This window comes from Nocardia sp. NPDC060255 (genome assembly GCF_042727395.1).
GTDB lineage: Bacteria > Actinomycetota > Actinomycetes > Mycobacteriales > Mycobacteriaceae > Nocardia.
The window spans coordinates 191951-210774 of the sequence record NZ_JBHXAU010000016.1; the positions used below are offsets into that span (position 1 = coordinate 191951).

An 18824-nucleotide genomic window follows, 5' to 3' on the forward strand; every position below is an offset into this window, starting at 1 on the left:
CGTGTCACAAGATCAGCGAAGTATTCGCACTGGTTTTCGAGCGTCGGCATTGACCTCGGCCGGTGGCCGGTTTAGCCTCAGTGCGATCACACATACGTTCGAGCAAGTAGGTCTGCTGACGATCTGCTCCGGGAAGGCTCGCGATGCGCGACGAACAATCCACCGGTAGTTCCGAGATCGCCGCGTTGGCGCAGCGGGTTGAGACGGCTCGCGGAAAACTGCCGCTGCAGCACGACGCCGCGCTGTTCGAGGTGTTATCCGAGGGCGAGATCGGGGCGGAACGCGAACTCGCGGAATGGGTTCGGGCGCAGCGGCGCAAGCAACGGCGCCGGGCGGTCGAGGAAGAACTGGCCGCCGAGAAACGAGACCGGCGCAGCGCAGCCGCTATCCGGCGCTCCGACGAGGCGGACGAGCGGTGGCATCGGCGGGCGCTGGCCGCGCGGCGGCGGGTGTCGAGCGAGGATGCGCGGCTGGCGCAGCTGTATCGGCGGGCCGAGTGGTCGTCCCGGGCACTGATCGCCGTTGTCGTGCTCGGCATGGTGTGGGCCGGGGTGAACGTGCAGCACAACCTGGTGCCGAGCGGGGACATGGCCGACCCGCTGTACTGGTTGAGCTACGGCATCGAGGCGATGATCTCGATCCCGATCATCACCATCATGGTCGCCGCGACCACCGCCGCCCGCTGGGGCCGCGAGCTCGCGCGCGGCAAAGTGGTGTTCTTCGAGACCGCGCTACTCGGCACCACCATCGCGCTCAACGCAGGACCACACCTGGCCTCGGGGTCGTTCGGCCGCGCCGCGGAATACGCGATCGCACCCGTCATGGTCGGTGTCGTGATTTGGTTGCACGCGTGGGTTTCCGCGCGGTACGCGCTGCTCATCGATGGCGCGCCGGTGGTGGATCGAGATGCGACGGTGGTTCGGCATCGCGTCAGCGACCGGGATACGCGCGTCGGGCTCACCGTCGATGCACCGGATGACCGCCGCTGGCTGCTCAGTGGAGTCGATCCCTATGCGGCGACCACCGCCGCGCGATTGCCTGGTGCTGAAGCTGGTCCGGTCGGAGACGTCGACACATCGGATCGCTCGCGGACCGATCACACGGAGCCGGTCACCGCGCCGTCGACCAATGGGCATGCGGTGCGGTCGTTCTCGGCCGATACCGCCTACCCGCTGACCGACTCTCGACCGTCGACCAACGGGCAAGCCGTTCAGGCCTCTTCGGCAGCAACTGCCCACCAACTGCTCGGCGCGGCCAATGACTCTCAGCTGTCGGCCAATGGACACGCCGTGCGAGCCTCCTCGGCCGACGCTGCGCACCGACTGCCCAATGTGCCTAGCGAACACAACTCGCGGGCGGCGACCAACGGGTATGCCGTTCAAGCGGTTCCGGCTGACGCTGCCGACCACCTGCCCAGCGCGTCCGGCGGCTACGGCTCTCAGTCATCGACGAACGGACACGCCGTGCAGGCGTCCTCGGCCGACACCGCCCACCGATTGCCCGACGCACCTAGCGACCACAACGCGCGGCCATCGACCAATGGGCACGCTGTTCAAGCGGTCCCGGCTGACCGGCTGCCAGAGACTCCGGTCGGCTACGACTACCAGACGTCAACCAACGGTCATGCCGTGCACGCGTTCTCAGCTGACGCTGCCCACCCATTGACCAATGCGCAGGCGACCAACGGGCATGCCGTTCAGGGGATTCCGGCCGACAATCGTCACCAGGCACAGTCGACGGCCGACGCACATGAGTCCAACAATGGCGGGCTCACGATCCCGTTCTCGGCAATCGACGGACACCCGCTGCACGCTGAAGCGCACGACTCACGTTCTGCCACACCAGCCGACAACGCTCACTACTCGGCTAACGGCATTGCGGCACAGCCTGACTCGACGAGCGGTTCTCGCCAGCAAGCGGACCCGCGCGACGCCGAGACACCTGCCCAACAGTCTTTGCCCAACAATGGCCATCCGGCCACGACCAACAGACACGCTGCCGCCAACGGCCACGCGGTGACGAACGGCCACTCGGCAGTGACGAATGGCCACGCAGTTACCAATGGCCACGCGGTGACGAACGGCGACTCAGCGATGACGAATGGTCACCCCGTCACTAACGGACACGCTGCCGATGGCGGGCGCCCCGTGCCGACCAACGGCGACACGGCACAAATCAACGGCCACGCCGTCGGCAATGGCCGTGTCGTGCCAACCAACGGTCACGCCGCGCTCAACGGCCATGCCATGCAACTGTTCCCGGTGAACGACATCCCGCGCAAACGCATCGATCCCGACACCGTCACCCCGGCTCCCGAAACAACCACCGACGCCCATCGCGGCGACGAGCCAGAAGAGCCTCACACTGGTGACCCCATTCGTAAGGCTGCCGCAACGATCGCCGACACGGTCGCGCAAGGGATCTCGAATGCGGCTGCTCCTCGCCCTACCAGCCGAAAGTCGGCCGCTCCCAACGTCTCTGAAGCCGAAGTCGAACAACTCGTCTTCGACGAGAACCTCGAGCCGCCCCGGCCCACCGTGCGCGCCGCGTCTGTCGGCATCGTCGGCCGGGTACCCGTCGAGGTCGAGGTGGACCCGGAACCGGTGGACGACGAGGACGAGATCGACGGGGACGAAGTCACCGCGCTCGCCCGCGAGATCGCCCGGCGCGGCATGTCGAACCTTTCCGTCGAGCAACTCACCCAGATCTTTCGTCTCGCCGACGAATCCTGGCTGACCCCGGGCATCGCCAACGAAGTGGGCGTCTCCCGCGCCGCCGTGGACCGCGCGGTGGAGGCGGGGATCAAGGTCCGCCGCCCCTACGCCATCAGCGGCTGACCTACAGCTGGTCGTCATCCGACCGGTGAACAGCGAAAAGGGCTGCCCTCCAGAAGCATCGGAGGGCAGCCCTTTCGGTCTTACTTACCGCCGTTCACCGGTACTCGACCAGCCGCCCGTCGCACCACTGGGCGCGGTCAGCGGACGATCGTCCCGCGCGGAGTGCAGCGACTCGCCCCGCTCGGACGACCCACCGGACTTCTCGTCCCCATGCCCCGGCCACCAGGCGCGGTGCCCGAGCAGCGCCGTCAGCGCCGGGGTGAAGAACATCGCCATCACGAAGGCCGCGATCCCGATGCCGACCGAGATGGCGAATCCCATCTGCGAGAGCACATTGTTGCCCGCCAACATCATCGAGGCGAAGGTCCCGGCCAGAATCAAGCCCGCCGCCGCGACCGTCGGCCCCGTGTGCCGCAACGCAAGTGCCGCAGCCTGTTTCGGGTCGTTTCCCGCGCGGGCTTCTTCCCGCAAACGCGCCACCATCAGGATGTTGTAGTCCGTGCCGAGCGCGACCACGAACAGGTACATGATCACCGGCAGCGTGAAGATCAGCCCGGATTCCCCCTGAATGTGCTGGAACACCAGTACCGCCGCGCCTAGCGTGGCAGCGAATCCGAGGAACACCGACGCCATCAGATACCACGGCGCGACCAGGCTGCGCAGCAGCAGGGCGAGCACGATCATGATCAAGATGGCGGCCACCGGGAACACGATGGCGTAGTCGTGGTTCATCGCGTCCTGGAAGTCGACGAAGACCGCCGTCATGCCGCCGACGGCCGCGGTGGTTCCGGCCGGTGCCGCCGCGTGCGCGGCATCCCGCAGCGGATTGCGGACCGTCTCGAGCGCGGCGTCCGACTCGGGTGCCGAGGTGAGCGTCACCTGGAAGTCGGCCGTCGCCTTGTCCGCGGACAACTGCGGCTCGCCCACCTGGCCCACGCCGGGCACTGCGGTCAGCGCCGCCCGATAGGTCGTGAGCTGGTCGCTGGTCAGCGCGCCGCCGGTCGAGCGAAGCAGCACGTCCGAGGGCTGGGTGGCACCGGCGGGCATGCCCTTGAGCAATTCCTTGTTGTAGACCACCGATTCGGAGGCGGCCGAGGTCGAACCCGAACTCAGATCGAAGGTCGGATTGAACCCGACGGCCACGATGCCCAGCGCGACGAGCACGCCACCGGAGACCAGGGCGAACGCCGCGGGCCGACGCCCGAGCGCGCCGCCGAGCGCCGCGAACCGCGCACCCTTCGGCTCCGCCTGCCACGCCTTGGACGGCCAGAACACCTTGGTGCCCAGCAGCGAAACGATGGCGGGGACCAGGGTGAGCCCGGCCAGCAGCGCCACCGCGACCGCGATCGCCAGCGCCGGACCCAGGGCCCGGAACATGCCAAGGGTGGACAGGGTCAGCGCCATGAACGCGATGATCACCGCGGCCGCCGCGGAGGTGATGGCCTCGCCGACCCGGGTGACCGCACTGACCATGGCGGTCTTCGGGTCCTCCCCCGCCCGCAGCCGTTCCCGGTAACGGAACATCAGGAACAGGATGTAGTCGGTGCCGACGCCGAACAGCACTACCAGCAGGATGGCGTTCACCGAACTGTCGATCTTCAGGTCGAAAGCCTTGGCCACCATGGCGATCAGCCCGGTGACCACGCTGGAGACCGCGCCGATGGTGACGATCGGCAGCAGCGCGATCACCGGGCTGCGGAAGATGATCAGCAACAACACCAGGATCAAGACGATCGTCGCGGCGCCGATGATGGCCATGCCCTTGTTGCTCGACTCGACCTGATCCAGCATCTGCGCGGCCTGGCCGGTGATGCCCGCCTTCAGCTCGGTGCCTTGCACCTGCGCCTTCAACTCGCCACGCAGCGCCTTGACCGCATCGCTCTGCTTCGTGTCACTCGCGCTGGTCACCTTCGTCAGCTGCACCGCGATCACCTGGATCAGCCGGTTCTCCGACGGCGGGAGCGCCTGTAATCCGGTGACGTCCTTGATGTTCGCGCCGGTGAGTTTCGCGCCGATCGACGCGACCGAGGCAGCGTCCGTCTCGCTCAACGGCGCATTGTCGGCACGTGCGAAGACGATGAGCGCCGCGGGTGCCGCGCTCTGCGGAAAAGCCTTCTGCTGCATGTCGAGTGCCTGGATCGACTCGTAATGCGAAGGCAGGAAGTCGGATTGGTCGGTGGTCGAGGTGAGTGTCGGCGCCGCGGCCACCACACCGACGATGATGAGCAGCCACAGGCCGATCACCTTCCACGGATGGTGTACGACCAACTGCCCGAGTCGAGCAAACATGGGGGACAAGTCCTTTCGGTATCCGAGCCGCAGCTCAGATGTCGAGATCCTCGATGGGCGGGTGCTCGGTCGTGTCGACGAGGGTGCGGAAGATCTTGGCCGGAATCCGATCCCGCAGTTCCTCGAACGAATCCACCACCTCCAGGGTGGAGTCGCCCCAGCTCTGCTCGTCGAAATCGAAGCCGCGCCAGTCCTTCTTCTTGAATTCCTTGACCCAGTCGGTCATCACCGAGAAGTCGGTCCAGTCCGTCGTCTTCTTGTGCACCGCATACTTGCCCTTACGCCCCAGATAGACCCGAACCACCTCGACGCCAACCGTGTTGAACTGCGTCGACTCCCCCAGGAGCCGACCGACAAACCGCTGCGTCCGCCCACCTCCGGGCCCCACCTTCACCATCACCTCCCGAAACTCGTCCGCCTCCCCCTTCGAGAAGCTCACAACCTCATCGACCACATGCTGTGATTCCATGACGACTCCATCCATAAGTGAGTGCGCATGCGCGCATAGATCCTCCAGTCGACGAACCCCATGCAAGCCCTCGCCGACCCCCTCAGATCTTCATTTCTTTCCGGTCCCGAGCCGCCGCATCCCAACGCCTCGTTCCCGCCCAACTATATGTAGATGTATACGTATAGCGCAAGACCTAACCGCAACATCGCATCGCCGACCTCCGCAGGTGCCGACCCGTCCGACCGACACCGGACACCGAATGACCTCTGTGGGCGAAATCAGAGCAGCTATCGTTAGGAACATGACCGCCACGTATGCCTACGACGAGCAGCCGAGCAGCGGGCATCCACTGAGCCCAGGCGCGTCGCCACAGGACATCCGCTCGGCGCTGTTGCCCACCGACCGTGCCGAGTTCGATGCCGCGTACGCACAAGCGCTTAGCTACGCACGAGAGAGCCTTGATCTAACGGAGCTGTTCCGCACCCTCGAGCATTGGCGACGCACCGCGCTTCTGCAGAGCGACCGGGAGAGCTACCGTCAGGTAGTTCGCAAAGCAGCGAAGTTACTTACCGGCGAAGAGATTCCAGAAGACGAGCCGCTCGAGGTCACCCGAGCCAAGGCTGGCATGTAGGTGTACCGCGTCGAGACCGACCCGGACGTTCATCAACAAATCGCCGCACTTCCCGCAGCCGCACTCGTGTCATTTGCGGAGCTGAGAGTCACGCTCGAAGTCAGTCCATGGAGCGGCGACTCGATCAACAGCGCGAAGGCAGACGCACCAGTAAGGACAATGGCGTTCGGCCAGAACCACGAAGGACTGGTTACGTACCTTGTCGTGGACGGACGCAGGGAGGTCCACATGCTCATTGTTCAGTGGATCGGCGACTAGCAAACGACGGAAGTAATGCAATCAGATCAGGCGCTGACTTGGGTTGCTGCCGCTGGCTCTTTGAGGATTGCGGAGCGGCGGCCAGCCCGGAGGGTGAGGAGCAAAGGGAGGCCTAGGCCTATTGCTATGCCCAGAGTTGCGGCGGCGGCGAAGCCTGCGGGGAAGCCGCCTGCGTCGATGGCTATGCCGGCCAGGGAGCTGCCGATGCCGTTGCCGAGGGTGAGGGCGGCGGCGTGCCAGCCGATGGCTTCGCCGCGGCCGCCTTCGGGGACGATGCGGCTCATTTGGTCGATGGAGGCGGTAATTGTTGGGGCGCAGAATAATCCGGCGATGAGGCCGGTGATGGCGAGGGAGATGGGGCCGATGGCGAAGGCCATCGGGATGGTGACCGCGCCTAGGCCTGCGAGCAGGAGGTAGGTCGAGATGGGGCGTTGCAGTGCGCCGTAGACGAGGCCGCCGACGACCGAGCCGAAGCCCCAGACGGCAAGGACGACACCGAGCCACTGCTGGGCCCCGAATTCGCGGATGGCGGAGACGAAGGTGAGTTCGGAGCCGGACAGGACGGCGATGGCCGCGCTCGCGCCGACGCACAGGGCGACGAATTCGATGCGGAACCAGCTGCGGCGCGGGACGGCGGAACTCGATCGGTCGGCGTCCGCGGCGGAGCGCAGTGGCGGATTCCGTACCCAGAGCAGCACACCGGCCAGCACCAAAGTCATTTGCACGAAGTACAACACCATCGTCGTCGACCAGATACCCGCTGCGGCGACGCCGACGATCGGCCCGACCATGAACGCACACTCGACGGACACCGCTTCCAATGCGAGCGCGGGCTGACGGTTCTGCTCGGTGGTCGCCGCGATGACAGCCTGCCGGACCACGGTGAAGATCGGGACGTCGAAGAGTCCGGCGATGGCGGCCAGGATGAGCAGCGGAACGTAGTCGACGAACGGTGCGATCGACCAGCACACCGCACCGACCAGGATGGACGGCGCGATGGTGCGGCGCAGCCCGAACCGATCGAGCAGCCGCCCGCGCCACGGCCCGCTGAGCGCGATGCAGACCGTGACGATCGTGCTCAGCGCACCGGCCTGCACATAAGACCCGTGCAACGTCTGCACGACGTGCAGCGCGAGCAGCACCGCCCCGGCGAAGAATGGGATGCGCACCAGGGCCCCGAGCAGCAGCACATTACGCACCGCCGCACTCGACAGAACTACCCGATAGGACCGCACCAACCGAGCTTGTCACGCCCCACCGACAACCCGCTACCGATTAATCCCATGAATTCAGCCGCCCCGACAACCCGCCGCGAAACCCCCAACAAGCAAGCCGTGGTTCACCTTTCACCCCCAGGCCCCACCCAGTCAAGATCTGCACTGTCTCTCGGGATCCGCACTGGATATAGGGACCTAGAGTCAGTGCAGATCCCGAGAGAGAGTGCAGATCTAGCCGTGCGTGCACGGCGGGCCGAACGGGACGCGGCGTGGAGCTTCCGGCATGCTGATCTGGCTGCGGTTGCGTTCCCGAGCCTTTCTCGCCAACGGCAATCGGCGAGCCTCGCTGCGCATGAGTTGTGCAGCTGCGTATCAAATTGCTGGCAATTCGATGCGCGGGTGCGTAACTCGTGCGCGGGAAGGGCTTCTCGCTGTTGGTAGTTCGGATCCTGTGCTGGTTTTCGGGATCCGCCCCTCCCCAGGGAGGGTGCGGAGTCTGAAAGTGGGTGCGACCGTTGACTATCGAGCGCGGGGCAATGTGTTCAGTCCGCGAGACCGGCGCGGTCGAGCAGGTAGTCGATCATGGGCTCGTAGTACTCGGGGAAGACGCCATCGTCGAGGGGGACGGTGACGGCGATTTTGCCCTCGGCATGTCCGGCGAAGAGGGCGGGGTCGTTGCAGTCGGCGAATCCGACGGTGTCTATTCCGGCCTCGCCCGCCGTCCCGGCCCAGCCGTGGTCGGCGATGACGAGATCGGGCCAGGACTGCTCGGGGCTGTCGCGTAGTTCCTGCAGCATGGCCTGCATCGGGTTCGGGTCGTGGGTGTGCTGCATCCGGCCGCCGGTGCTGAGCGCGGCAACGCCTGAGGTGTAGACGATTTCGCGAACTCGCGATCCGTTCGCGGTGATGACCTGGTACGACCATCCGGCCGCCGGCGTCAGCACCGTGCAGCCCGCCGCATGCAGCGCATCCTCGACGGCTCGATACACACCCATCAGCGGTCCCGGGTGACCCGTCGCCAACAGCACCGTCTCCTGATCACGCGCCGCACGCCCGATCCTGGCGCCCATCTCGTCGAGCGCCGCGATGGTCAGATCCACGCCGATGGTGTCGGCTCCCTGCCGGTGCCGCGGATCGGGGTTGACTCCGCACAGCCGCGCCATCATGTCCAGCGTCTGATCGAACGTCCAATCCTTCAACACCAAACCGAACTGATACCCAGGATCTTTCGCCACCATCCGGCGGTAGTGCGCCAGGTTCCCCTCCCGTGGCGTCGCGACATCCCCCGCTATCCGAGTCTGCAGCAGATGCTTCCGCAACAGCGCTCGATCATATGGCTGCACCAACAAACCCACCTCCGCATCGGCCGACGCTGCTACCGAGGCCAGGCGCATCGACGCAGTTTCGCCGTCAATACGACACTACAAGGAGGGACTGCGGGTGTCCGATTACTCCGCTGGTTCGAGGAAGGGGTTCCGGACCTCGAGCCCGAGGAAGTCCCGCCCGTGCTGAAGGTCTTCCGACAGTAGATATTTCGCGCCGGACTGGGAAGCGGCCTCGATGATCAACGCATCCCACCAAGACACTGTGTGTTGTTCAGCGAGGAATGAGGCGTTCATGATTATCAAGGGGTCCGTGTCGCGGGTACACCATTCGCTGTAAATCGCGATGACGCGCCGGGCCTTCGAGGGGCTCATCCGTGGCGACAACTTGCGAGTTGCGGTGTTGTAGAACTCCTGAAGCACCTGTGTGCTGAGCAGTCCGGCGCCGCGAGACCACAGATCCGCCAGAACGTTCTGAGCGATGTGGTGGCGTTGGCCTGCTTGGATATCGTGCGCATAGACCAGGACGTTGGTGTCGATAAAGGTGCGCTCAACCTCGGTCACGCGTGCCTCCGTTGCCCTCGGTCGTACAGATCCTCCCGACTCCAGCTGATGTGACCTCCGTGGCCTTCGGCATTCGCCATCAGCTCGAGGGCCTGTTGTCTCGCATACTCGTAGCGCTCAGCATCCTGAGCGATCTCGCGCAGATACTGCGCCACCATCGCGCTGACCGACGTGCCCCGCTGCACCGCGATCACCTTGGTGGAGGTGATCACCTCTTCATCCAATTGAAGCGTCAGATTCCTTTTGGTCATGCCACAGGATATCACGTGGTCCACGTAGAAATCACGTGGAATTCATGTGCGTTCCGGAAACGGCGAAGGCCCGCCTCCCAAATGGGAAGCGGGCCTTCGACATACAGACCGGAAAGGCTTACTTGGCCTTCTCCAGCACCTCGACCAGACGCCAGCGCTTGGTCGCCGACAGCGGTCGGGTCTCCATCAGCTGGACGCGGTCGCCGATGCCGGCGATCTCGTTCTCGTCATGCGCCTTCACCTTGGAGGTGGTGCGAATGATCTTGCCGTAGAGCTTGTGCCGGTTACGGTCTTCCAGCTCGACGACAATCGTCTTGGTCATCTTGTCCGAGACAACGTAACCGACCCGAACCTTGCGGCTGGCGCGCTGCTCTGCTTTCTGTTCGCTCATGCCGCATCTCCCTTGTCAGCGGGTCCGGAGGCCAGACCGAGCTCGCGCTCGCGCATGACCGTGTAGATGCGCGCGATCTCGTGACGGACCACGCGCAGCCGACGGTTGTTGTCCAGCTGACCCGTCGCCATCTGGAAGCGCAGGTTGAACAGCTCTTCCTTGGAGTCGCGCAGCTTCTGCACCAACTCTTCTTCGGTGAGCTCGCGGAGCTCTGCGGCCGGTGTTTCGGTAGCCATCAGAACTGCTCCTCCCTGGTCACGATCCTGCACTTCATCGGGAGCTTGTGCATCGCGCGGCGCAGGGCCTCGCGAGCGATCTCCTCACTGGGGTAACTCATCTCGAACATCACGCGGCCGGGCTTGACGTTCGCGATCCACCACTCGGGCGAACCCTTACCGGAACCCATGCGGGTCTCGGCAGGCTTCTTGGTGAGCGGGCGATCCGGGTAGATGTTGATCCAGATCTTGCCGCCACGCTTGATGTGGCGGGTCATCGCGATACGTGCCGACTCGATCTGCCGGTTGGTCACGTAAGCCGGCTCCAGCGCCTGGATCCCGTACTCGCCGAACGCCACCGAGGTGCCGCCCTTGGCCATGCCGGAACGACCGGGGTGGTGCTGCTTGCGGTGCTTGACCTTACGAGGCATCAGCATTGCGTCAGCCCTCCTGTGTCTCTGCCGGAGCGTCCACCACCGCGGTGGCGGCGCGCCCGGCCTCGGTGCTGGTCGCCGTGGTACCGGCGGAGCCGGACCGACGCGGGCGAGACGGACGCTCGCGGCGCGGACGATCACGATCGCCTGCCGGAGCGCTGGCGGCGGCGAGCTCACGCTTGCCACCGACGATGTCGCCCTTGTAGATCCAGACCTTCACGCCGATGCGACCGAAGGTGGTCTTGGCCTCGTAGAGGCCGTAGTCGATGTCGGCACGCAGCGTGTGCAGCGGGACGCGACCCTCGCGGTAGAACTCCGAGCGCGACATTTCGGCGCCACCGAGGCGGCCCGAGCACTGCACGCGGATGCCCTTGACGTTCGGCGAACGCATGGCCGACTGGATGGCCTTACGCATCGCACGACGGAACGCCACGCGGTTGGACAGCTGCTCGGCCACGGCCTGAGCAACGAGCTGCGCATCCGATTCGGGGTTCTTGACCTCGAGGATGTTCAGCTGCACCTGCTTCTTGGTGAGCTTCTCCAGTTCGGCCCGGATGCGATCGGCTTCGGCGCCACGGCGACCGATGACGATGCCCGGACGAGCGGTGTGGATATCGACCCGAACGCGATCCCGCGTCCGCTCGATCTCCACCTTGGAGATGCCCGCCCGCTCCATGCCGGTGGCGAGGAGCTTACGGATGGCGACATCTTCCTTGACGTAGTCCGCGTACTGCTTGTCCGCGTACCAACGCGACTTCCAGTCGGTGGTGATACCGAGGCGGAAGCCATGGGGATTGATTTTCTGTCCCATTTACTTTGCCCCTCCCTTCCGGCGGTTGCGAGTTGCTCCACCGGCGGTGGGGATGCTCTCGACCTCGATGGTGATGTGGCTGGTGCGCTTGCGAATGCGGAACGCACGACCCTGGGCACGCGGCTGGAACCGCTTCATGGTCGCGCCCTCGTCGACGTAGGCCGTCGAGATGACCAGGGTGGCCGGGTTCAGGCCGAGGTTGTTCTCGGCGTTCGCCGCGGCGCTGGCCACGACCTTGGCAACCGGCTCGCTCGCGGCTTGCGGCGCGAACCGGAGGATCGCCAGTGCGTCCTCGACTCGCTTGCCGCGGACCAGGTCCACGACACGGCGAGCCTTCATCGGGGTCACGCGAACGTGCTTGGCCGTTGCGCGTGCGGTCGGGTTCTGCGTCTCAGTCGTCATCGCCGCTTGCTCTTCCGGTCGTCCTTGATGTGGCTTCGGAACGTCCTGGTCGGCGCGAACTCACCGAGCTTGTGCCCGACCATGTTGTCCGAGACGAACACCGGCACGTGCTTGCGACCGTCGTGGACGGCGAAGGTGTGACCGATGAAATCGGGGATGATGGTCGAACGACGCGACCAGGTCTTGATGACCTGCTTCGTGCCCTTCTCGTTCTGCACGTCCACCTTCGCGAGGAGGTGGTCGTCGACGAACGGGCCTTTCTTGAGGCTGCGTGGCATTTCTTACCTCCTCCTTCAGCGCTTGTTCTTGCCGGACTTGCGGCGGCGGACGATGAGCTTGTCGCTCGGGCGGTTGGGCTTGCGGGTACGGCCTTCCGGCTGTCCCCACGGCGAGACCGGGTGGCGACCACCGGAGGTCTTACCTTCACCACCACCGTGCGGGTGGTCGACCGGGTTCATCACGACACCACGGACGGTGGGGCGACGGCCCTTCCAGCGCATACGGCCGGCCTTGCCCCAGTTGATGTTCGACTGCTCGGCGTTGCCGACCTCGCCGACGGTGGCGCGGCAGCGCACGTCGACACGACGGATTTCACCGGACGGCATACGCAGCGTGGCGTAGGTGCCTTCCTTACCGAGCAGCTGGATGCTGGATCCGGCCGAACGAGCCATCTTCGCGCCGCCGCCCGGACGCAGCTCCACCGCATGGATGGTGGTACCGGTCGGGATGTTGCGCAGCGGCAGGTTGTTACCCGGCTTGATGTCGGCCGTGGGGCCGGACTCGATCGGGGTGCCCTGCGCGATGCCCTTGGGCGCGATGATGTATCGCTTCTCGCCGTCCACGAAGTGGAGCAGCGCGATGTTCGCGGTGCGGTTCGGGTCGTACTCGATGTGCGCGACCTTGGCCGGGATGCCGTCCTTGTCCAGTCGACGGAAGTCGATCAGACGGTAGGCCCGCTTGTGGCCGCCACCGCGGTGCCGAGTGGTGATGCGACCGTGCGCATTACGACCACCCTTGCTGTGCAGCGGACGGATCAGCGACTTCTCGGGGGTCGACCGAGTGATCTCAGCGAAGTCCGAAACGGACGACCCGCGGCGACCGGGGGTTGTCGGCTTGTACTTACGAATTGCCATGAGTTCTTCTCTTCTTTCTGGAGTCCCAGGCGCTTACGCGACCGGGCCTCCGAAGATCTCGATGGGCTTGCTGTCGGCCGAGATGGTCACGAGCGCGCGCTTGGTGTTCTTGCGCTTGCCGTAACCGAAGCGGGTCCGCTTGCGCTTGCCCTGACGGTTGGCGGTGTTGACGCTGGTAACCGTGACACCGAAGACCTTCTCGACGGCGATCTTGATCTGCGTCTTGTTGGAATCCGGGTGCACGATGAAGGTGTAGGTGCCTTCCTCGATGAGTCCGTAGGACTTCTCCGAGATGACCGGCGCCAGCAGGATGTCGCGGGGGTCGGCGATGGTGGTCACTTGCTCTCCTCCTGTGCCGCCTCGGCGGGGCCGTGCACGAAGGCGTTGAGTGCCTCCACGCTGAACACGACCTCGTCGCTTTCCAGCACGTCATAGGTGTTGAGCTGGTCCGGCGCGATCGGGTGCACGAACTCGAGGTTCTGCACGCTCTTCCAGGCCGCGATGTCCTCACGTCCGAGGACGAGGAGGAACTTCTTGCGGTCCGACAGCTCCGCGAGGAAGCTCTTGGCCGTCTTGGTCGACGGGTCCTGCCCGGCGACCAGTTCGGTGATCACGTGGATGCGCTCGTTACGCGCCCGGTCCGAAAGTGCTCCACGCAGTGCGGCGCGAATCATCTTCTTGGGGGTGCGCTGGCTGTAGTCGCGCGGCTGTGGGCCGTGCACGACGCCACCACCGGTGAACTGCGGCGCGCGGGTCGAGCCCTGACGGGCGCGGCCGGTGCCCTTCTGCCGGTACGGCTTCTTGCCACCACCGCGGACTTCACCGCGGGTCTTGGTGGAGTGCGTGCCCTGGCGGGCCGCGGCCAGCTGCGCGATGACCACCTGGTGCATCAGCGAGATGTTCGCGGTCACGTCGAAGATCTCCGAGGGGAGTTCGACGGTGCCATTGGTCTTGCCGCCCAGTTCCTTGACCGGAAGGGTCAGGTTGGCCTTCTTCTCCAGGCTGGTCATGCGTGCGCACCACCCTTCACTGCGCTCTTGACGATCACGACGTTGCCGCGACGACCCGGGATCGCTCCCTTGATCAGCAGCAGGCCGTTTTCGGCGTCAACCTTGTGAACCGAGAGGTTCTGCGTGGTGACGCGGTCGTTGCCCATCCGGCCCGACATGCGCATGCCCTTGAACACGCGGCCGGGGGTGGCGCAGCCACCGATGGAGCCGGGACGACGGTGCACAGCCTGCGCACCGTGCGAGGCGCCCTGACCGGCGAAGCCGTGACGCTTCATGGTGCCGGCGAAGCCCTTGCCCTTGCTGGTACCCGTCACATCGACGTAGGCGCCCTCTTCGAAGACGTCGGCGTTGATCTCCTGGCCGACCTCGAAGGTGGACGCGTCGGCGACGCGGATCTCGGCAACGTGGCGACGCGGGGTGACACCGGCCTTGGCGAACTGGCCGGAGACCGGCTTGTTCACCTTGCGCGGGTCGATGGCGCCGAAGGCAACCTGAACGGCGCTGTAGCCGTCGCGTTCCACGGTGCGGATCTGGGTGATTACGTTCGGTCCGGCCTTGATGACGGTCACGGGGACGACGCGATTCTTCTCGTCGAACACCTGGGTCATCCCGAGCTTGGTGCCAAGGATGCCTGCCGCGGGCCTGTTCTTGTTGTCAGTCATATCTCCAGTCCCCGTCACTGAATGTTGACGTCGACGCTGGCCGGCAGGTCGATGCGCATGAGCGCGTCGACCGTCTTCGGCGTCGGGTCGAGGATGTCGATAAGCCGCTTGTGCGTACGCATCTCGAAGTGCTCGCGCGAGTCCTTGTACTTGTGCGGCGAACGGATGACGCAGTACACGTTCTTCTCGGTCGGCAACGGCACCGGGCCGACGACGCGGGCCCCAGTGCGGGTCACCGTCTCAACGATCTTGCGCGCTGACGCGTCGATCGCCTCGTGGTCGTAGGCCTTGAGCCTGATGCGGATCTTCTGTCCCGCCACGCTAAGTGTCCTTTTCTCCGCTTATACCTTCGTGATCCGGAAGCTGGCTTCCGTACCACCCTCAATTTGCACAGCCCGAACACACGAAGACGTCTCACGTGAGACCGCGATCAGGCACGCATGCCTAACCCTCGCCGCTGTTCATCTGTCATGGTTCTCCGGTCCACGCGGTCGGGCGTGTCGCCCATCCGCTCATTCCTCGGCCCCGGACAGAACTTCATCTCAGGCCTGGAACCGTGTTCCCGGACGTACCCACACCGGTTGACCCGATGAGGTACACGATTGTTGGTACTCGCCTCGCCTAGCCATCCCGTCTCACACGGAAACAGGCACGGCACTGGTACAAGGCAACCCGAACAGTATGCCCGACGAGGTCGGCTACTTCAAATCCGGCCCCTGCGAGCTGCTCCGCCCAGGTCATCGGCATGACGGCGGAGCAGCAAGGGCTACCTACAGATCAGCGCAGGGCCTGAAACACGAGCAGGTTCCGGTTGGCGTCGCTCGGATCGACTCTGCCGTGATAGAGCCGGGCCGGATCGACGATGCCGATGGCCACTATGCCGCCGGGCGTCTCGGCGGCTTCGGCGATGACGTCGGAAATGTTGCCGTATTCCAGCGACCCGTCCGCGCCGACCAGCCACGAGGTCGGGTCGGCGTCGATCAGGCCATTGCTCATCCAGAGTCCGTCGAGCAAAGCGGGGATGGGGCTGTTGCTGAGGGCGACGGTCTCGGAATGGTTGAGATCCAGCACCCCGTAGATACCCGCCTCCGGCGCGAACTCCGGCGACACGGCGGCGGCCTGGCCCGCGGTTGTCGCGCCGAGCACGGCAAGACCGAGCGCGGTGACGGCCCCGGCGACAACAGTACGAATACGCATGATCAGAAACTCCAGTTTTCCTGCACACCAACACAAATGGCGGTGGCCCCCAATCACGTCACAGATCGACGCAACGCAACAACTTAGCAAGTCGGCCATATGCCCGAATAGTCGAGATGGCCATTTCCCACGTGAGTTGCGGCACACTCGACAGGCCGAACTTACTCAGCAGTAAGATGAGCGCATGACGAAAGAGACTGCGACCCTCCGCAGCTGGAAGAAGCTGCCGGACAACCGGCTCGGCCACACCCTGTTCTCGCTGGGCATGGTGGCCAGGGTGCCGTATTTCGGCACGGTGCTGCCGAGCGTCGTGCGCCTCGAGCCGGGGCTGTGCGAGGTGACCTCGCCGAAGTGGTTCGGCATCCACAACCACCTCGGCACCTATCACGCCATCGCGGCGTGCAACCTGGCCGAGGTGGCGATGGGCATGCTGAGCGAGGCGACCGTGCCCAGCACCCACCGCTGGATCCCGAAGGCGATGAACGTGCAGTACCTGGCCAAGGCGGAGACCAGCCTGCGGGCCGTCGCGAAGCTGGACCAGATTCCCGACTTCACGACGATCACCGCGGGCCAGAACCTGATCGTGCCGGTCTCGGTCTACGACAAGCACGGCCTCGAGGTCGTGCACGCCGACATCACCACCTGGGTCACCCCGGCCTAGTTCGTCAGCAGGGCAGCGCGCGGTTGTCGTTCGCCAGTGTGCTGAGCACGATCGCGGCGGCCCGCGTATCACCAAGCAGGCCACTGTGATTCGCGATATCGGTCGGGCAGCCGTCTTGCAGCCAGATGTTGCGATCGTCGCCGGTTGGCGCGGCGAGCAGCGCGGTCTCCTGCGGAGTGATGATTTCGTCGGCGCGGGAGGCGAGGGCCGTGTACCGGACACCGGGCACGGTCTCGCCTCCCGCGTTCAGCCGGTTCAGCAGCGGTGACCCAACCACCTGCTGCTGGCCCGGAGTTCCGAAGACCTGGGCCGCGATCTCCGCGTTGTCCAGGCCGAGCGAGGCGAGATCCGGATAGTTCGTGCGGAGCCCGCCCCAGGTCGAGCCCCGATACGGGGTGCCGAGGGTGATCACCTGGGTCACCGCGGCCGCGCCCTGCGCGCGCAGGTATTGGCGGATGACGTTGCCCCCGGTGGAGTGTCCGACGAGCGCGATCTGCCGGGCGCCGGTGGCGCGCTGCACGGTCTGCACGACCTCGTTGAGCTCGGTGGCCATCCGATCGATGTCGCCGACGCCGTAGATGGTGCGGCCGAGCATCGCGGCGCCGACGGGGCCGATACCCATTGTGCCGGAACCGGCTTGGCCGCTCACCACCTCACGCAGGCCGGGCGTCGGGCCCAGGTCCGCCGCGAAAACGCAGTAGCCTTCGGCCCGCAGCAGCGGCGCGAGCAGGGCGAAACTGTTGGGTGCGTCGGTGCCGGAGCCGTGCACGAGCAGCACCGGCTGCGGGCGCTCGGCCGAGGGGTGGCAGGCCATGTCGTTGGCGCCCGCGAAGGCCGGGATCGGCGGGGCGGCGGCCGCGGCGGGGGCCTGCAGTACGGCCGCGCAGGCGGCAGCGAGGGTCAGGCCGACGATTCTCGCGGCCTGTTTCCGAATCCACATTCTTAAATTCCCAACGGCGCAGACAGCGCAGGCCACGAGTTCTTCAACGCGTCTTCCCAATATCCCCAAGAATGGGTGCCGTCCGGGTGAATATCATATGTCGCGGGAATACCTAGACTATTCAGGCGAGTTTGCATATTTCGTGAGCAGTAATTCGTGCCCGCCTCGATGACGCCGCCCTTGATGATTTGAGCCGCGTAACCGTCGACGCCGGGCAACGAATACTTGCCGTTCAATTCGTCGTACTTTCCGGGCAGCCCGCCGCCGCTGGAAATGTAGATGGACTTGCCGCGCAGCCCCTCCGCCTGCACATACGGATCGTTGGCGGCCCAGCGCGGATCGTTGGCTGCGCCGTACATGTTGTCCACGTGCGCCCAGCCCCAGGTCTCCACGGTGAGCCGGACGAACTCCTGGCCGACCGGGTCGCTGATCTGCGCGCAGCCGCTGTAGGCGGCGACGCTGGAGTACAGCGCGCCGCTGGTGGCGGCGAGCGCGAGGGTGGTGGTGCCCGCCATCGAGAAGCCCGCGATGGCGTTGCGGCCGCTGGTCGCGAAGTATTTGTCGATCAGCGGCGGCAATTCGCGTGTCAGAAAGGTTTTCCACTTCTGGCGACCCAGCCGCGGATCGTCGTTGACCCAGTCCGCGTAGTAGCTGAACATGCCGCCGATCGGCGAGACCACGTGCACGTTCTTCGTCGAAAGGAACTGCATCGCATCGGTTTCCGTCGCCCAGGTGACGCCGTCCTCGCCGCCGCTCGCACCTTGCAGCAGGTAGAGCACCGGCCGGGGCACGCTGGTGTCGGCCGCGCGCTGCGTCTCCACCTGGATATCGCGATCCATCGCCGCGGAATGAATTGTCAACGTGAGCTTTCGCGCATCGTGCTCTTGCACCGAAACAATCGACGACTCCGCCGGCGCCCCATGCGCCGGTGCAGGCATAATCGCTATAACAGCCGCACCGACTGTGACTGCGAGCACACTTAGCCAGCCACGGTTGCTGCCTCTCATGATTCCCCTTCTCCAGAACGCGAAACCACCCGCGTACGGCGCCAAGACTACGGGGAGAAACAGCACCTTTTCATCACTGAAGTTGCTGGGCCACCAATTCTGGGGGCACGAATGCGCGCGATTATCGGAATGCTTGCTTTC

General features: G+C 65.2%; 23 protein-coding genes. 3 read left to right on the plus strand and 20 right to left on the minus strand.

The features are described 5' to 3' along the window. The first annotated feature begins 143 nt into the window (after positions 1-143). Positions 144-2837: a hypothetical protein gene (locus ACFWF1_RS27395; RefSeq protein WP_379286660.1), complete on the plus strand. Its 2694-nt coding sequence runs from the start codon at positions 144-146 to the stop codon at positions 2835-2837. Between the two features lie 84 nt (positions 2838-2921). On the opposite strand, the gene ACFWF1_RS27400 is transcribed toward ACFWF1_RS27395, so the two are convergent. Together ACFWF1_RS27400 and ACFWF1_RS27405 are read right to left on the minus strand one after the other, a co-directional pair. After that, complete coding sequence (locus tag ACFWF1_RS27400; protein WP_379286658.1) at positions 2922-5126, minus strand: MMPL family transporter; 2205 nt, start codon at positions 5124-5126, stop codon at positions 2922-2924. A gap of 34 nt (positions 5127-5160) precedes the next feature. Next, positions 5161-5595 (minus strand): EXLDI protein, encoded by a 435-nt coding sequence (locus tag ACFWF1_RS27405; RefSeq protein WP_379286656.1) that lies wholly within the window; start codon positions 5593-5595, stop codon positions 5161-5163. Between the two features lie 283 nt (positions 5596-5878). Between ACFWF1_RS27405 and ACFWF1_RS27410 the strand changes: the two genes are divergently transcribed. Next, positions 5879-6208: a DUF6247 family protein gene (locus tag ACFWF1_RS27410; protein ID WP_379286654.1), complete on the plus strand. Its 330-nt coding sequence runs from the start codon at positions 5879-5881 to the stop codon at positions 6206-6208. A 284-nt stretch (positions 6209-6492) separates the two neighbouring features. Here the strand turns inward: ACFWF1_RS27410 and ACFWF1_RS27415 are convergent, their stop codons facing one another. From ACFWF1_RS27415 to ACFWF1_RS27490, 16 genes are all read right to left on the minus strand, one after another. Continuing rightward, the gene (locus ACFWF1_RS27415; RefSeq protein WP_379286652.1) at positions 6493-7665 is read right to left on the minus strand and encodes an MFS transporter; all 1173 of its coding nucleotides are present in this window, start codon (positions 7663-7665) and stop codon (positions 6493-6495) included. Positions 7666-8225: 560 nt separating this feature from the next. Then, positions 8226-9026 carry a phosphatase gene (locus tag ACFWF1_RS27420; protein ID WP_379286884.1) on the minus strand — a complete coding sequence of 267 codons (801 nt, stop codon included), beginning with the start codon at positions 9024-9026 and terminating at the stop codon, positions 8226-8228. Positions 9027-9131: 105 nt separating this feature from the next. After that, positions 9132-9569: a PIN domain-containing protein gene (locus tag ACFWF1_RS27425; RefSeq protein ID WP_379286651.1), complete on the minus strand. Its 438-nt coding sequence runs from the start codon at positions 9567-9569 to the stop codon at positions 9132-9134. After that, entirely contained in the window at positions 9566-9820 is a 255-nt protein-coding gene (locus ACFWF1_RS27430) for a DUF6364 family protein (protein ID WP_379286649.1), read from the minus strand. The genes ACFWF1_RS27425 and ACFWF1_RS27430 overlap by 4 nt, the downstream gene beginning before the upstream one ends. A 118-nt stretch (positions 9821-9938) precedes the next feature. Further along, positions 9939-10211 carry a 30S ribosomal protein S17 gene (gene rpsQ / locus ACFWF1_RS27435; RefSeq protein WP_357386124.1) on the minus strand — a complete coding sequence of 91 codons (273 nt, stop codon included), beginning with the start codon at positions 10209-10211 and terminating at the stop codon, positions 9939-9941. After that, positions 10208-10447, minus strand: a complete 240-nt coding sequence (rpmC, locus tag ACFWF1_RS27440; RefSeq protein ID WP_039822417.1) for a 50S ribosomal protein L29 — start codon at positions 10445-10447, stop codon at positions 10208-10210. Before rpmC ends, rpsQ begins: the two co-directional genes overlap by 4 nt. Beyond that, positions 10447-10863: a 50S ribosomal protein L16 gene (gene rplP / locus ACFWF1_RS27445; RefSeq protein WP_357386121.1), complete on the minus strand. Its 417-nt coding sequence runs from the start codon at positions 10861-10863 to the stop codon at positions 10447-10449. Before rplP ends, rpmC begins: the two co-directional genes overlap by 1 nt. A 4-nt stretch (positions 10864-10867) precedes the next feature. After that, positions 10868-11671, minus strand: a complete 804-nt coding sequence (rpsC, locus tag ACFWF1_RS27450) for a 30S ribosomal protein S3 (protein ID WP_040731339.1) — start codon at positions 11669-11671, stop codon at positions 10868-10870. Next, on the minus strand, positions 11672-12073 hold the full coding sequence (gene rplV / locus ACFWF1_RS27455; RefSeq protein WP_357386119.1) for a 50S ribosomal protein L22: 402 nt from the start codon (positions 12071-12073) through the stop codon (positions 11672-11674). Beyond that, entirely contained in the window at positions 12070-12351 is a 282-nt protein-coding gene (rpsS, locus tag ACFWF1_RS27460; RefSeq protein WP_357386117.1) for a 30S ribosomal protein S19, read from the minus strand. The genes rplV and rpsS overlap by 4 nt, the downstream gene beginning before the upstream one ends. Positions 12352-12366: 15 nt before the next feature. Continuing rightward, positions 12367-13206 (minus strand): 50S ribosomal protein L2, encoded by an 840-nt coding sequence (gene rplB, locus ACFWF1_RS27465; RefSeq protein WP_357386115.1) that lies wholly within the window; start codon positions 13204-13206, stop codon positions 12367-12369. 33 nt (positions 13207-13239) lie between these two features. Continuing rightward, positions 13240-13545 carry a 50S ribosomal protein L23 gene (gene rplW / locus ACFWF1_RS27470; RefSeq protein ID WP_040731336.1) on the minus strand — a complete coding sequence of 102 codons (306 nt, stop codon included), beginning with the start codon at positions 13543-13545 and terminating at the stop codon, positions 13240-13242. Beyond that, positions 13542-14216: a 50S ribosomal protein L4 gene (gene rplD, locus ACFWF1_RS27475; RefSeq protein WP_357386113.1), complete on the minus strand. Its 675-nt coding sequence runs from the start codon at positions 14214-14216 to the stop codon at positions 13542-13544. Before rplD ends, rplW begins: the two co-directional genes overlap by 4 nt. Further along, positions 14213-14878 carry a 50S ribosomal protein L3 gene (gene rplC / locus ACFWF1_RS27480; protein ID WP_150404057.1) on the minus strand — a complete coding sequence of 222 codons (666 nt, stop codon included), beginning with the start codon at positions 14876-14878 and terminating at the stop codon, positions 14213-14215. The genes rplD and rplC overlap by 4 nt, the downstream gene beginning before the upstream one ends. 14 nt (positions 14879-14892) lie before the next feature. Next, on the minus strand, positions 14893-15198 hold the full coding sequence (gene rpsJ / locus ACFWF1_RS27485) for a 30S ribosomal protein S10 (RefSeq protein WP_003938093.1): 306 nt from the start codon (positions 15196-15198) through the stop codon (positions 14893-14895). Between the two features lie 457 nt (positions 15199-15655). Further along, a complete protein-coding gene (locus ACFWF1_RS27490) occupies positions 15656-16075 on the minus strand; it encodes a hypothetical protein (RefSeq protein ID WP_379286645.1) in 420 nt (139 codons plus the stop codon). Positions 16076-16259: 184 nt separating this feature from the next. Between ACFWF1_RS27490 and ACFWF1_RS27495 the strand changes: the two genes are divergently transcribed. Then, positions 16260-16736, plus strand: a complete 477-nt coding sequence (locus tag ACFWF1_RS27495) for a hotdog fold domain-containing protein (protein ID WP_357386111.1) — start codon at positions 16260-16262, stop codon at positions 16734-16736. 4 nt (positions 16737-16740) lie between these two features. Here the strand turns inward: ACFWF1_RS27495 and ACFWF1_RS27500 are convergent, their stop codons facing one another. Together ACFWF1_RS27500 and ACFWF1_RS27505 are read right to left on the minus strand one after the other, a co-directional pair. Further along, a complete protein-coding gene (locus ACFWF1_RS27500) occupies positions 16741-17676 on the minus strand; it encodes an esterase/lipase family protein (RefSeq protein WP_379286643.1) in 936 nt (311 codons plus the stop codon). A 2-nt stretch (positions 17677-17678) separates the two neighbouring features. Further along, the gene (locus tag ACFWF1_RS27505) at positions 17679-18683 is read right to left on the minus strand and encodes an alpha/beta hydrolase (protein ID WP_379286641.1); all 1005 of its coding nucleotides are present in this window, start codon (positions 18681-18683) and stop codon (positions 17679-17681) included. Positions 18684-18824: the final 141 nt, after the last annotated feature.

What these genes read in the sequence shown, in the direction of transcription:
- rpsS (WP_357386117.1), bottom strand. Translation starts at nt 12,351, where the DNA reads ATGCCACGCAGCCTCAAGAAAGGCCCGTTCGTCGACGACCACCTCCTC.
- ACFWF1_RS27500 (WP_379286643.1), bottom strand. Translation starts at nt 17,676, where the DNA reads ATGTGGATTCGGAAACAGGCCGCGAGAATCGTCGGCCTGACCCTCGCT.
- rplC (WP_150404057.1), bottom strand. Translation starts at nt 14,878, where the DNA reads ATGACTGACAACAAGAACAGGCCCGCGGCAGGCATCCTTGGCACCAAG.
- rpmC (WP_039822417.1), bottom strand. Translation starts at nt 10,447, where the DNA reads ATGGCTACCGAAACACCGGCCGCAGAGCTCCGCGAGCTCACCGAAGAA.
- ACFWF1_RS27490 (WP_379286645.1), bottom strand. Translation starts at nt 16,075, where the DNA reads ATGCGTATTCGTACTGTTGTCGCCGGGGCCGTCACCGCGCTCGGTCTT.
- ACFWF1_RS27400 (WP_379286658.1), bottom strand. Translation starts at nt 5,126, where the DNA reads ATGTTTGCTCGACTCGGGCAGTTGGTCGTACACCATCCGTGGAAGGTG.
- rplB (WP_357386115.1), bottom strand. Translation starts at nt 13,206, where the DNA reads ATGGCAATTCGTAAGTACAAGCCGACAACCCCCGGTCGCCGCGGGTCG.
- rpsC (WP_040731339.1), bottom strand. Translation starts at nt 11,671, where the DNA reads ATGGGACAGAAAATCAATCCCCATGGCTTCCGCCTCGGTATCACCACC.
- rplP (WP_357386121.1), bottom strand. Translation starts at nt 10,863, where the DNA reads ATGCTGATGCCTCGTAAGGTCAAGCACCGCAAGCAGCACCACCCCGGT.
- ACFWF1_RS27430 (WP_379286649.1), bottom strand. Translation starts at nt 9,820, where the DNA reads ATGACCAAAAGGAATCTGACGCTTCAATTGGATGAAGAGGTGATCACC.
- ACFWF1_RS27410 (WP_379286654.1), top strand. Translation starts at nt 5,879, where the DNA reads ATGACCGCCACGTATGCCTACGACGAGCAGCCGAGCAGCGGGCATCCA.
- ACFWF1_RS27505 (WP_379286641.1), bottom strand. Translation starts at nt 18,683, where the DNA reads ATGAGAGGCAGCAACCGTGGCTGGCTAAGTGTGCTCGCAGTCACAGTC.
- rplV (WP_357386119.1), bottom strand. Translation starts at nt 12,073, where the DNA reads ATGACGACTGAGACGCAGAACCCGACCGCACGCGCAACGGCCAAGCAC.
- ACFWF1_RS27495 (WP_357386111.1), top strand. Translation starts at nt 16,260, where the DNA reads ATGACGAAAGAGACTGCGACCCTCCGCAGCTGGAAGAAGCTGCCGGAC.
- ACFWF1_RS27395 (WP_379286660.1), top strand. Translation starts at nt 144, where the DNA reads ATGCGCGACGAACAATCCACCGGTAGTTCCGAGATCGCCGCGTTGGCG.
- ACFWF1_RS27405 (WP_379286656.1), bottom strand. Translation starts at nt 5,595, where the DNA reads ATGGAATCACAGCATGTGGTCGATGAGGTTGTGAGCTTCTCGAAGGGG.
- rplD (WP_357386113.1), bottom strand. Translation starts at nt 14,216, where the DNA reads ATGACCAGCCTGGAGAAGAAGGCCAACCTGACCCTTCCGGTCAAGGAA.
- rpsQ (WP_357386124.1), bottom strand. Translation starts at nt 10,211, where the DNA reads ATGAGCGAACAGAAAGCAGAGCAGCGCGCCAGCCGCAAGGTTCGGGTC.